The 13642-nt window shown below is 53.1% G+C and carries 11 protein-coding genes; 7 read left to right on the top strand and 4 right to left on the bottom strand.

Annotated elements, in window-relative coordinates; all coding sequences use genetic code 11:
* The 3 genes from RT340_RS16470 to RT340_RS16480 form a co-directional block, all read left to right on the top strand.
* Window positions 1–698 (top strand): beta-ketoacyl synthase N-terminal-like domain-containing protein (locus RT340_RS16470; RefSeq protein ID WP_313377187.1); only part of this gene is annotated, 698 nt, incomplete at its 5' end.
* 357 nt (window positions 699–1055) lie between these two features.
* A complete protein-coding gene (locus RT340_RS16475; protein WP_058959611.1) occupies window positions 1056–3254 on the top strand; it encodes a TonB-dependent receptor in 2199 nt (732 codons plus the stop codon).
* Between the two features lie 316 nt (window positions 3255–3570).
* Window positions 3571–3744, top strand: a complete 174-nt coding sequence (locus RT340_RS16480; protein ID WP_166931874.1) for a hypothetical protein — start codon at window positions 3571–3573, stop codon at window positions 3742–3744.
* Here RT340_RS16480 and RT340_RS16485 read toward each other — a convergent pair.
* The gene (locus RT340_RS16485; protein ID WP_160832478.1) at window positions 3741–4889 is read right to left on the bottom strand and encodes a beta-glucosidase; all 1149 of its coding nucleotides are present in this window, start codon (window positions 4887–4889) and stop codon (window positions 3741–3743) included. The two genes, RT340_RS16480 and RT340_RS16485, sit on opposite strands and share 4 nt — an antisense overlap.
* A gap of 155 nt (window positions 4890–5044) precedes the next feature.
* On the opposite strand from RT340_RS16485, the gene RT340_RS16490 reads away from it, so the two are divergent.
* On the top strand, window positions 5045–6502 hold the full coding sequence (locus RT340_RS16490) for a phospholipase D family protein (RefSeq protein WP_313377190.1): 1458 nt from the start codon (window positions 5045–5047) through the stop codon (window positions 6500–6502).
* Between the two features lie 64 nt (window positions 6503–6566).
* On the opposite strand, the gene mdoC is transcribed toward RT340_RS16490, so the two are convergent.
* Window positions 6567–7718, bottom strand: a complete 1152-nt coding sequence (mdoC, locus tag RT340_RS16495) for a glucans biosynthesis protein MdoC (RefSeq protein ID WP_211727773.1) — start codon at window positions 7716–7718, stop codon at window positions 6567–6569.
* A 279-nt stretch (window positions 7719–7997) separates the two neighbouring features.
* On the opposite strand from mdoC, the gene RT340_RS16500 reads away from it, so the two are divergent.
* From RT340_RS16500 to RT340_RS16510, 3 genes are all read left to right on the top strand, one after another.
* The gene (locus RT340_RS16500; RefSeq protein ID WP_283216031.1) at window positions 7998–9533 is read left to right on the top strand and encodes a glucan biosynthesis protein G; all 1536 of its coding nucleotides are present in this window, start codon (window positions 7998–8000) and stop codon (window positions 9531–9533) included.
* Window positions 9526–12075, top strand: coding sequence for a glucans biosynthesis glucosyltransferase MdoH (gene mdoH / locus RT340_RS16505; protein WP_313377192.1), 2550 nt, complete (start codon window positions 9526–9528; stop codon window positions 12073–12075). Before RT340_RS16500 ends, mdoH begins: the two co-directional genes overlap by 8 nt.
* Before the next feature lie 137 nt (window positions 12076–12212).
* Window positions 12213–12452, top strand: a complete 240-nt coding sequence (locus RT340_RS16510) for a YceK/YidQ family lipoprotein (protein WP_211727775.1) — start codon at window positions 12213–12215, stop codon at window positions 12450–12452.
* 3 nt (window positions 12453–12455) lie between these two features.
* On the opposite strand, the gene RT340_RS16515 is transcribed toward RT340_RS16510, so the two are convergent.
* Window positions 12456–12854 (bottom strand): MysB family protein, encoded by a 399-nt coding sequence (locus tag RT340_RS16515; protein ID WP_313377194.1) that lies wholly within the window; start codon window positions 12852–12854, stop codon window positions 12456–12458.
* Window positions 12855–12972: 118 nt separating this feature from the next.
* Window positions 12973–13239, bottom strand: a complete 267-nt coding sequence (locus RT340_RS16520; protein WP_034820172.1) for a hypothetical protein — start codon at window positions 13237–13239, stop codon at window positions 12973–12975.
* Window positions 13240–13642 lie beyond the last annotated feature (403 nt).

Consider the following 13642-nt stretch of genomic DNA (forward strand, 5'->3'; position numbering starts at 1 on the left):
GCCATGGATATCAAGCCGTGATGGTGGCGGGCGGTGCGGAAGAGTTGTGTCCTTCCGAAGCGGCGGTGTTTGACACGTTGTTTGCCACCAGCCAACGCAACGATGCACCGCATTCTTCACCGTCACCTTTTGATCAGCATCGCGATGGGTTGGTGATTGGCGAAGGCGCGGGAACCTTGATCCTCGAATCACTGGAGCATGCCCAGGCACGCGGCGCCACCATTTACGCCGAACTGGTGGGTTTCCACACCAACTGTGATGCGGCGCATATTACCCAGCCGCAGCGTGAAACCATGCAGATCTGCATCGAACGCGCGCTGAAAACGGCGGGTGTGACGCCGGAGCAGATTGGCTATATCAACGCCCATGGCACGGCCACCGATCGCGGCGACATCGCTGAAAGTCAGGCCACCGCGGCGATTTTTGGCAATGACACGCCAATCTCCTCGCTGAAAAGCTATTTTGGTCACACGCTCGGTGCTTGTGGTGCACTGGAAGCCTGGATGAGCATTGAGATGATGCGAGAAGGGTGGTTTGCGCCCACGCTGAATCTGACGCAGCCCGCCGCAGAGTGTGGCGATCTGGACTATATCATCGGCGAATCACGCTCGATCGATACCGATTATATTCAATCCAACAACTTTGCCTTCGGGGGTATCAACACCTCACTGGTGTTTAAACGTTGGCGCGACGCCTGAATTCCCGTCTGTCAGCGGCTTCAATAAGTGAAGCCGCGACGCCTAAATTCCCACACAGTCAGCGGTTTCAATCAACGAAGTCACAACGCCTAAATCCCCCAGACTGACGGCGGTTTCAATAAACGAAGCCGCGGTACTCTTATTTTTACCGGCCTTAAATCCCCACATTTTCTGAGTGAAATTACAGTGGTCAGGGCAATTAGCGCAGGGTGTTTTCGTTTTCTTAACAAATAAGCGCATCTGACCACGCTGAGTTGAGGAAGTTCAGCGATTTTGCTTGCTTTCGTAATAACACTCCGCATAATCGCAAACCGTAATAAAAATGATTATCAATATATTTCGTATCAGGGGATATCCATGCGTACTTCGCCTTTCAATCCCGGACTGAAACCGACGCTGCTTGCTGTTCTGGTCAGTGCCGGTTGTTTGCCAGTGATGGCTGCTACCACCAACACCACAACGTCTTCAACCGCGGCCAAAAACGAGCAGCAGACGCTGACTGTGACCGCAACGCCACAAGCTGACTTCAAATCCGGCGGCAATGATTTAGTACCCGCGTACCTCGACGGGCAAATCGCCCACGGCGGCCGCCTCGGCATGCTGGGTGAGCAGAATGCCATGGACGTGCCGTTTAACGTCATCGGCTTCACCTCGAAAATGATTCAGGATCAGCAGGCGAAAACCATCGCTGACGTGGTGCGTAATGACGCAGGCGTTCAAAATGTTAAAGGCTACGGTAACTTTGCCGAGGCTTATCGCATCCGTGGCTTTGAATTGGATGGCGACGACATGACCTTCGGTGGTCTGGCAGGCGTGGTGCCGCGTCAGGTGATGGACGCTTCCCTGATTGATCGCGTCGAAATTTTCAAAGGCGCTAACAGCCTGGTTAACGGCGCGGCGTCATCTGGCGTCGGTGGCATGATCAACCTTGAGCCGAAGCACGCGGAAGATACGCCGATTACCCGCGTTGGCGTGGATTACACCTCTTCTTCTCAGGTCGGCGGAACGCTGGACGTGGGTCGTCGTTTCGGTGATAACAACCAGTTTGGCGTACGTTTCAATGCAGTTCATCGCGAAGGTGAGACTGGCGTCGATGGCGAAAAGAAACGCACCACGGCAGCATCATTGGGCCTGGATTATCGTGGCGATCGTCTGCGCACCTCACTGGACGTGGGCTATCAGAAAAAGACCTATCATGATGCGCTGCAAGGCGTGAAATTCGGCGACTTCATTCCAGAAGTTCCCTCCAATTCGCATAACTACAGCCAGAAATGGGTGTATAGCGATATGGAATCCGAATTCGGAATGGCGAAAGCGGAATACGATATCACCGATAGCTGGACGGCCTATGCCGGACTGGGTGCGCAGCACGCCCACGAAACCGGTAACTATGGTTCGCCAACGGTTACCGACACTAATGGTGATGGCACTATCAGCAGCTTCTACTCCAACCGCATTCAGGACAACATGAGCGGTATGGTGGGTCTGCGCGGTGATTTCCACACCGGTTTCGTCAGTCATAAAGTCAATGTGGGCTATTCAGCATTAACCACCAATGCCAAAAACGCCTACAACATGTCGCTGGTCGGCACGCCGTTCAACATATACAACAGCGGTGATGTTGCAGAGCCGGCAGCGACCTTCGCCGGTGGTAAATTCTCAGATCCGCTGACGACAGCCCGCACACGTACGCAAGGTTATCTGCTGAGTGACACATTAGGCGTGTTTGACGATACGCTGCTGTTCACCGTGGGTGCGCGTCATCAGAAAGTGGTGGTGCGTAATTATGCTTACGGAACAGGCGCGGAAGATGTCAGTTCTCGTTATACCAATGATCGCTGGATGCCAACTTACGGCGTGGTTTATAAGCCGTGGAAACAGGTGTCCTTCTACGCGAACCACACCGAAGCGTTACAGCCAGGCAGCGTGGCACCTAACACCGCGACTAACTATGGCAGCGTAACGGGTGTTGCACACTCCAAGCAAAACGAAATCGGGGTGAAAACCGACTTCGGTCGCATGGGCGGATCGTTAGGTCTTTTTGAAATCAAGAAACCATCAGGCCTGTTAAACAGCGACGGCGCTTATGTGATGGATGGCGAGCAGCGTCACCGTGGGCTGGAAGCCAACGTCTTTGGTGAGCCGGTTCTGGGTCTGCGCTTGAATGCCAGTGCGACCTGGATCGATCCAGTGATGACGAAAACCTCCGGCGGCACCTATGATGGCAAACAGGCTATCGGTGTGCCTCGTTACAACTATGTGCTGGGTGCTGAGTACGACATCAAGCCTGTTGATGGTTTGACCGCGACAGCCATGCTGAATCACTCCGGTTCGCAGTATGCTAACTCAGCCAATACGTTGAAACTGGGTAGCTATACCACGCTCGATTTGGGTGTGCGTTACCGCATGAAGGTCAGCCAGAACGATCTGGTCTGGCGCGTGGGTGTGGATAACGTGACCAATGAGAAATACTGGGCCAACGTAGATGGTACTGGCACCTATCTGGTGCAGGGCGACCCTCGCACCTTGAAAGTCTCCATGAGCTACGATTTCTAATCCGGCTCTTAACAGGGACGCCATTGCGTCCCTGTTGTCATTTCATACTGAAATAATTCTGTACCTTGCCACGCATTCCATTACACTCAGTGCGGCAATCCCGCGCACAAAAGTCTTTTGTTATTGAGTCGACATGAGTTCACCCGCGCCACCTGACGATCACGACGAGCCTTTACGACAATCTCTGGATGATGCGCACTTCGCTATTGTGGTACTTGCAGTGACCTCTGTTACCCTTATAATCTTCGTCCTGATGGTGACGTTATGGATGAGCTAAGGTCAGCAACAGTTCATGGAAGCCTGCAAGGAGATGTCGATGGAAGCCCGAGATGACAAACTGATTGCCATAATTGGCCTGCTCTCCGCCTGTTTAATTGGCGTGGTGTTCCTGTTCACCATGACATGGCTGACCGATGTGCGCCATCCCGCCGATCCCACGCTTGATGTACAAACCTGTCCGCCAAAAGTTCATCCGACGCAACACTCTTAATTCAGTTTTTCCCGGTTGTGCCACTTAATTTGCTGACTGCGTAGTTCTAACGCCAGGGCTTCGTGTAGCGTGCGATTGCCATTGGGATCGCCCAGGCCAAACAGCGCGCCAGGTGAACGTCGATCGTCTGCCCAGGCCGGATATTCGACTACCGGATAGAGCGAAATGCCTTCCAGCGCCACCCCTTCGTCCAGCGCTAACAGCGCCTGTTCCGTGACATGCCGCAGCCAGGGCGCGCGCGCGTCTCCTTCGGCACCGGTTTCTGCCAGCAGCAATGGACGTTGATAGCGCTGCCAGCATTGCAACAACAGGCGATGCAGCGGTTGATAAGTGGCGTGTTCAGCAGGGATGGTGTCGCCGGAAAAGAACCAGTGGTTATCGGGATAGTAATTCAGGCCGAGAATATCGAGGAAGTCTTCACGCCCGCCCAGCTCTGGCGCATCACGCCCGGCAATCCAGTCCCAGGCTTCAAACTGGGCCTGATGCTGTGCATCTGCGTAGGGTTTGCTGTCGGGGTTGTCGGGGTCGGCGGCGATTTGCACTAGCGGATCGGTGAGTACAAAGCGCGCATCAGGATAAACCTCGCGAACCGCATGCATCGCCGCCAGCGAGGCGCGTACCAGCTGACGTTTTAGCTCGCGGCCGCGCTCGCTGGCATAGGGATCAAGCCAGGAAACATCTGCCCCGGCCCATGACCAAAAGGAGATTTGGTTGATTGGGGTGAAAAAAGGGTGTTCAACGCCTTCATCACGCATCAACTGCGCCATGGCACGTGCGAAACGCTCAAAATGATCGACAAAGGCGCTACGCCAGATATCGAGATGTTCCGGGTAGCCAAAATGCGCCAGCTCCCAGATGATTTGCATATCGTGACGTGCGGCGGCATGGACCATCGGTAAAAAGCTGCGCCAGTCATATTCACCAGGCGTGGCTTCGATAAGATGCCAGCGTGCACCGTCGCGGGCAGTGTGTAATCCTTCCTGCGCCAACGCAGCGTAATCTTTCTCCAGTAACATATCGTGACCACTACTGATCACCATATCCATACGACGGCCCCCGCTGCGGCAGGCGGTGGAGCAGGGGAAGCTACCCTGGAAGAAACTGCGGAAAAGCTGCGGGTGATGGCGCGGGGATTGCTGAGTCATCATCCTCTCCTCACGGTAAACGTCGGATGCAGAACGCACGCCTAAGTCTAGACTGTAAACTAAAGACGCGTCAGCGAGCGGTAGCAGATATCTCTGATGGCCATCCGATGCGGTAAGACTAACAATAATAGATCCAGTGAATTCAGGGATTCGGTATGAGTGAAGCAGCATCCGTTCAGCAGCCGCCAGCGGGCGAAGGGTTACGAGAGATTGTTGATGCACGTTGTGCGCTGCATCCCGAGATGAGTGGCATCCATCCCCTCAACGATGGTTTAGACGCCTTTGCCGCGCGCTACCTGCTGATGGGCATGGCGCAACACACTATTGATGTGCAGTACTACATCTGGCACAACGACATGTCTGGCCGTCTGTTATTTAGCGCATTGCTGGATGCCGCCGAACGGGGCGTCAACGTTCGCTTGCTATTAGATGACAATAATACGCCGGGCCTGGATGACACGCTGGCCGAACTTGATCGTCATCCCAATATTGCGGTGCGCTTATTCAATCCCTTTTCCTTTCGCACCCTGCGCGCGCTCGGTTATCTGACTGATTTCGCCCGACTTAATCGACGCATGCACAACAAGAGCCTGACGGTGGATGGGGCCGTGACACTGGTCGGTGGGCGCAATATCGGCGACGAATATTTCGCGACTGGCGATGAGCCGCTGTTTACCGATTTGGATGTGCTGGCGATTGGTCCGGTGGTACACCAAGTCGCGCACGATTTCGAGCGCTACTGGCAGAGCAAAGCGGTTTCCCCCTTGCGCGCGGTGGTAGATGTCTCGGGCGATGCCCATCAGGCTGTGCGTTTACCGGCAGAGTGGCAGCAGAGTGAAGCCGTTCAGCGTTATCTGGCGCGGCTGGAGCACTCTTCTTTTGTCAGCCAAATGGAACAGGGATCAATGCAGATGACGTGGGCCGAATCGCGTCTGCTGAGTGATGATCCGCGCAAGGGACTTGGCAAAGCGAAACGTTCCAGCCTGTTGCCGCAACGCATGCTGGAGGTGATTGGCACACCGCAACAGCAGTTCGATATCATTTCGGCGTATTTTGTGCCCACGCGTGCCGGCGTGGCTCATCTGGTCGCACTGAAGCGGCGGGGTGTCAAAATCGCCATACTCACCAATTCACTGGCGGCCAATGATGTGTCCGTGGTGCACGCAGGTTATGCGCGCTGGCGTAAAAAGCTGCTGCGTCATGGAATTGCGCTGTATGAGATGAAGCCACAAGCGAATGCCAGTGAAGCCCCACATGACCGTGGGTTAACCGGTAATTCCGGCTCAAGCTTGCATGCGAAAACCTTCACCGTCGATAACCGAAAAGTGTTTATCGGCTCGTTTAATTTTGATCCCCGCTCTGCGGTGCTGAATACCGAAATGGGACTGGTGATTGAGAGTGAAGCCCTGGCGCAGCAAACCCATCAGCGCTTTATTGCCGGGATGCGCGATCGTGCCTGGGCACTGCGTCTGGACAACTGGGGGCGGGTGAACTGGGTTGAATATCCCGATAAAGCAGGTGAGGTGGTGCACAAGCATGAGCCGCAGTGTACGTGGGTACAACGACTGTTGGTGCGATTGGTGTGGCGCTTACCGGTGGAGTGGTTGTTGTAAATGCCGCAGGACATGCTGGCGCACCGGACAACAATCGCCCCCACATTGTGGGGGCTGATGCCGATTACCGTGTAGCAGAGGGCGTTTTAACTTCATTGCGCTGTGGTTTACCTGAGAACAGGAAACGCAACAGCGGAATGCGCAGATGGATTTCGTACAGCGTAAAAGCAATCCCAAACACCATCAGCAAGCCCACAAAAAAGCCCAGCGTGTTGCTGCTAATGTGTGGGGTGACGTAGATGCCATACAAAATGGTCAGCGGATGGTGCACCAGATAGATAAACAGTGAGGCATTCACTAAATACATGATGCGCGGTGAGTGGCTGTTCAGCAGCTTGTGGCCAAAGCTAAAGCAGACATTCAGCATACAAAGTCCCATCAGGGTTGAGATCACCTCATCGATTTCATACAGCCAGCCATCGCCGCTGCTGTAGCGTTGATTCAGGCTATAGGCGATAAACACCGCAATGGCGCCAAAGCACATCACCGGATTGAAGCGCACAAACAAGGCTTTCAGCGCCTGATGTTTCCATGCCAGCGCACCGAGCATAAAGAACGGCAGGAACGTCAGGGTTTGCATCACGGCCACGCTGAACAGACCGTCGGCGAACACGGCCGGTACGGCATAAAACAGCGCGCGGCGGAACAGACACCAGACCAATGCATAAGCCAGAAGTGCCAGCGTCAGTTTCCCCCAGCCTACCTGCTGATAATCAATCTTCCGCTGCTGAGTGCTCAGCCAGCGGAAGGTCAGCATGCCGAATGCCGTCAGAATCACTAAAACCAGTAAAAACCACAGGTGAGAAATCAGTTCCCACGCCAGCGTGTTGTACTTGTCATACCAAGAAAAGCTATCCCAATGACCCACTTTGTCGGTCAGATTTTTTAGCATAAAAAACTGCGGCAGGGTAATGAGCGGAATGGCGGTTAACAGCGGGATACCTACACGCTCCATGCGGACCTTCAGCCAGTGTTGTGGCTGATAGCGCAGGTAAAGCATGTAGGAAAAATAACCAGAAATAACAAAGAACACCTGCATGCGGAAGGCGTGGATGAAGTCATTCAAAACGGTTAACCACATTGAGGCATCGTGGCTATTCACGGCCCAGCGCTGTGTGGAGTAAATCAACGAGACGTGAAAGGGCACGCCTAATAACATTAAGTACGCTCGAATGGAGTCGAGAAAATATTCGCGTTCGGGTTTTGCTGAACTCATAAGCTTCCAATTTGTCAGTTTACTTGCCGGTTTCACCCTGAAACCGGATTATGCTGGCTGAAAATTCTACCGCCTGTAAACAGCGTATACTATCAGGTGATTCTGTATCTTAACCTGAAGGGTTTAATTATCCGAAAAGCACACTTTCAGCTTACAAATCAGCGGAACAATCTTGTGCATAAGCTGTCGGAAAACCGAATAATCCTTTAAGATAAACGGGTTTGATCTGAGCACACGAAAGGGGGGGATGTGCTAAATAAAGTGAATAAAAAAGTGGGACTGGTAAAAATGCGCTGGGTAGGCGCGGCAGTTCTGCTGGCGTTGTACGCCAACAATAGCTGGGCGTTCAACATTGATGATGTAGCAAAACAAGCCAAGGCGCTGGCAGGGAAGGGTTACGAAGCGCCGAAGAGCAATTTACCCTCTCAGTTTCGTGATATGAAATTTGCGGATTATCAGCAGATCCAGTTTAACCACGACAAAGCATACTGGGGCAAACTGCGCACGCCGTTTAAGCTCGAGTTTTACCATCAGGGCATGTATTTTGATACGCCGGTGAAAATTAATGAAGTCACCGCCTCATCAGTACGTGAAATCAAATATAACCCTGACTATTTCAACTTCGGCAACGTGAAACACGATGCTGATTCCGTCAAGAACCTCGGGTTTGCCGGATTCAAAGTACTGTATCCTTTAAACAAAAAGGGTAAAGACGACGAAATCACCAGTTTCCTGGGCGCCAGCTATTTCCGCGTGATTGGCGAAGGTCAGGTGTATGGTCTTTCAGCGCGCGGCTTAGCGATTGATACTGCACTGCCATCAGGTGAAGAGTTCCCGCGCTTTAAAGAGTTCTGGATTGAACGTCCAAAACCTCAGGACAAGCAGCTGGTGATCTATGCACTGCTGGATTCACCACGTGCGTCCGGTGCTTATCGCTTCATTATCAAGCCGGGCAAAGAGTCGACGGTGGATGTGCAGTCTAAGGTTTACCTGCGTGATAACGTCGGCAAGCTGGGTGTTGCGCCACTCACCAGCATGTTCCTGTTTGGTGCTAACCAGCCTTCACCGGTGACCAACTTCCGTAACGAATTGCACGATTCTAACGGATTGTCGATTCATGCTGGCAACGGCGAGTGGATCTGGCGTCCGCTGAACAACCCGAAACATCTGGCGGTGAGCACGTTCACCGTGGAAAACCCTAAAGGGTTCGGTTTGCTGCAGCGTGGCCGTGATTTCAGCCATTATCAGGATCTCGACGATCGCTACGACCTGCGTCCAAGCGGTTGGGTTGAGCCACAGGGCGACTGGGGTAAAGGCCGAGTTGAACTGGTCGAAATCCCAACGGCCGATGAAACCAACGACAACATCGTGGCCTTCTGGACGCCAGAGTCATTGCCTGAGCCGGGCACAGAGATGAACTTCCAGTATCGTCTGCACTTCACGCGTGATGAAAACCAACTGCATCAGGATGATGTGGCGTGGGTGAAAAACACGCTGCGTTCTGCGGGTGATGTGAAGCAGTCTAACCTGGTACGTCAGCCGGATGGCTCCATTGCCTTTACCATCGACTTCGTCGGTAAAGCGATGAGCAAATTACCGGACAATACCCAGGTCGCGCCTCAGGTCAGTGTGGGCAACAACGCCGACGTGGTTGAGCAGAGTGTGCGCTACAACCCGGTGACCAAAGGCTGGCGTTTGGTATTGCGTCTGCGCGTGAAAGATAACAAGCAGCCGACCGAAATGCGTGCGGCGCTGGTGAGCGGCGACAAGACATTGACGGAAACCTGGAGCTATCAGCTACCTGCCAATGAATAAATCGACTTTTTTACCTCAATCTTACGTGGAGGCCCTGCCGCTTAATGCGGCGGGGCGCGCTCGTCTGAGTGATTCGTTACAGAATGCCCAGGCGTTCCACGCTATTCATACGGCGCTGGGGCAAGATGTTGCCGCCAGCGATCGCCCGGATGATGCGCCGCTAAAATCGGTGTCATCACGCGTACAGATGGCCTGGCCGGATTCACTGGCCGAGGGTCAACAACTCAGTAAGGATTATCTCGACCGCACCACGCTGAAGGCGATGCCTAAAGTGAAGCGCTCGCTGATGTTCCCTGAGATCTGGCGCACCAACCCGATCGCGCGTGCATGGGATTCTGTGCGTGGGAAAAAATCCACGCCGCGTTATGCCACAGCGGAAGAGCAAAAGACCGAAGATAAGTGGCGTCATGTCGGTTCTATGCGCCGTTATGTCCTGCTGATTCTGACGATTTTACAGACGGTAGTGGCGACCTGGTACATGAAAACCATTCTGCCATATCAGGGCTGGACGCTGCTCGATCCTATCGAGTTGTTTAACCAGAACTGGCTGCAGTCGGTAGAGCTGATCCTGCCTTACATTTTGCAAACCGGGATATTGTTCCTGTTTGCCATTCTGTTCTGCTGGGTGTCCGCTGGTTTCTGGACCGCGTTGATGGGCTTCCTGCAGTTGATGATGGGTCGCGACAAATACAGCATTTCGTATTCGACCACGGGTGATGAGCCGCTCAATCCGGAGCATCGTACTGCGCTGATCATGCCGATCTGTAACGAAGACGTTGAACGCGTATTCGCCGGTCTGCGTGCCACCTGGGAATCGGTGCAGCGCACAGGTAATGCCGAGCACTTTGATGTCTATATCCTGAGCGACAGCTACGATGCCGATATCGCCATCGCTGAGCAGAAAGCCTGGATGGAGCTGGTGCGTGATGTCGGAGGCGCAGGCAAGATTTTCTATCGCCGTCGCCGTCGTCGTGTGAAGCGTAAAAGCGGCAACATCGATGACTTCTGCCGTCGCTGGGGCAGCAATTACAGCTACATGGTGGTGCTGGATGCTGACAGCGTGATGAGCGGTGAGTGTCTCACCGGACTGGTGCGCATGATGGAAGCCAATCCGAACGCCGGTATTATCCAGTCGTCGCCAAAAGCGTCAGGCATGGACACGCTTTATGCGCGTTGTCAGCAGTTCGCGACCCGCGTCTATGGCCCGCTGTTTACCGCCGGTCTGCACTTCTGGCAGTTGGGTGAATCGCACTACTGGGGCCATAACGCCATCATCCGTGTTCAGCCGTTCATCGAGCACTGTGCGTTAGCACCGCTGCCTGGTGAAGGTTCTTTTGCCGGTTCAATTCTGTCACATGACTTCGTTGAAGCCGCGCTGATGCGCCGTGCCGGTTGGGGGGTGTGGATCGCCTATGATCTGCCGGGCTCTTACGAGGAACTGCCGCCGAACCTGCTGGATGAACTGAAGCGTGACCGTCGCTGGTGCCACGGTAACCTGATGAATTTCCGACTGTTCCTGGTGAAGGGGATGCACCCGGTTCACCGTGCGGTGTTCCTGACCGGTGTGATGTCTTATCTGTCAGCACCGTTGTGGTTTATGTTCCTCGCCTTGTCCACCGCGTTGCAGGTGGTACATACGCTGATGGAACCGACCTACTTCCTGCAACCGCGCCAGCTGTTCCCGGTGTGGCCGCAGTGGCGTCCTGATTTGGCGATCGCGTTGTTCTCTACCACGTTGGTACTGCTGTTCCTGCCGAAGCTGCTCAGTGTGGTGTTGATCTGGTTCAAAGGTGCCAAACCGTATGGTGGTGCCATTCGCCTGTTCTGCTCGCTGATTCTGGAAATGCTGTTCTCGGTGTTGCTGGCACCGGTGCGTATGCTGTTCCACACGGTATTCGTGGTCAGCGCGTTCCTCGGCTGGGAAGTGGTGTGGAACTCACCGCAGCGTGATGACGATGCTACACCATGGGGCGAAGCTTTCCGTCGTCATGGTTCTCAGATGCTGTTAGGTATCGTTTGGGCGGCCGGTATGGGTGTGCTCGATCTGAACTTCTTATGGTGGCTGGCGCCGATTGTGTTCTCACTGATTCTGTCGCCGTTCGTGTCGGTGATGTCGAGCCGTGCAACGGTGGGACAGAAGAGTAAGAATGCGAAGCTGTTCCTGATCCCGGAAGAGTATGAACCACCGAAAGAGCTGGTTGATACCGATCACTACCTGCAGTTGAACCGCGAGCGGGCGTTGAAGAATGGCTTTATGCATGCCTTATTCAACCCGGCATTCAATGCACTGGCAACCGCAATGGCCACGTCGCGTCACAATCAGAGTGCGTTGCTGGATCATGCACGCGACCGCCGTGTCGATCAGGCACTGAGCGATGCGCCTGAGAAACTGAACCGCGAGCAGCGTTTGCAGCTCATCAGTGACCCAGTAGTGCTGGCGCGCGTGCACTCACGCCTGTGGGAAAGTGCAGAGAAATATCATCAATGGGTGGAGAGTTATCAGAAATTGACACTCAATCCTGAGGCGCTTCCACAGCGCTAACCTCGAAAATCTAAAAGCGGCAGCGATGCCGCTTTTTTTTGCCAACATGCTGACTAACACAATCTTTACGCGCACAGGTGTAGTTATTCCACCCGTGACCCGGTTAAACTAACGCCAGTTCATTGTGAGTAAATGTTGTGAATTATTTCCTTAAATTAACCCTATTGTGTGCCACCACACTCGTGTTGAGCGGCTGCGGCAGTATTATCAGCCGAACCGTCCCGGGACAGGGACATGGCAGCCAGTATTATCCCGGTGTGCAATGGGATGTGCGTGACGGGCCATGGCGCGTGCTGACCATCCTTGATCTGCCACTCTCGCTCGTGATGGATACGCTGTTGCTGCCCGTCGATGCCAGCCACGGCCCTTACGAGTAACGCTTACGCCCATTTATCCGATGGGCTATCGTCATCTTCCCATTCCTCTGCCGCAGCTTCACCCTCTTCTAGATCGCGTGGTGGCTCCAGCTGGAATTCCCCTTCATCCCACTCGTGCAGGGTGTTTTCCGACTGCCACTCCTGACGCAGTTCCACCTCGTCGAAATCGCCGTCAAATATCGCCTGGGCTGCTTCGCCGCTGCAGATCGGCAGGCATTCACCTTGCTCATCTTCACCGTCAAAGAACTCTGCCTGCCACATGATGTCACCATCCTGCATCACGTACTTTTGTAGCGAGAACTGGCTCACGCTGGCATCGTCTTCGTGCACATTCGTCTGGCTGGCGAGAAACTCCTCGCGTGCGGCGTCGATAGCTTCTTCAAGCGTGCTGTACAAGCTCATAATGAACTCCATGTCTGTTGAAAGGGATTTCACAGAAGAATAGACGAAAAATGGAAGTGTGCAGGGCAGGCATAGAATAACGGCGGGCGGATGAATGCAATTCAACCGCCCAAACCGTTTAGATCATCTTTTGCGGGAAATGCAGTACAGGACGTACTGACTCGCGAATAATAGGAGCAGAGTAACGAATGCAGCATTTAATACAGGGTTTCACCTTTTTAAAATTAATACGAGCGGTTGATAAAGCCTGATTTAAATTATAGAGCGTACCGATAAAAACCATATCCTCCTTAACGGGTAGACGTTTACACTCTTTCCGATGCAAGAGGTGGTAGCCCTCTTGATCGGTACTGATTGTCACGTAGTAATAGATGCCTTTATTCATATTATAGGTTCCTGCGATATATTTGCTGTGTGTAATCTTTTTATATTTTTAGAAGGGCAGTTATTTGGCTAACTGTCACGGTTGAAATTAACTGGAATCGATTTCGCTAACAAATTCCAGAAAGGAATAAGCAAGGCTCTTCTTTTGTAGAAACAGAATATAAAAGGGGTGAACTAAGACAATACCTTGTTATGTAAGTTAATTTTTACTGGATTGATAAGCGGAGCAAAAGCATTCAGCAATATTAAATAGGAATAGGCCTGGAATGCGTGAAAATTAGATCCGTGACCACCTGTTTCAATTGATGAAGCTTTTTGATGCTGCTGGATGAGAATTCAAAGAGATGCGCATTTTAGTGTTTACATTTCGTTAACAAAGATGAATATTCTGCATTTCTACAGGT

This window comes from Pantoea sp. CTOTU50773 (assembly GCF_032082325.1).
In the GTDB taxonomy this organism is placed as follows: Bacteria; Pseudomonadota; Gammaproteobacteria; order Enterobacterales; family Enterobacteriaceae; genus Pantoea; species Pantoea communis.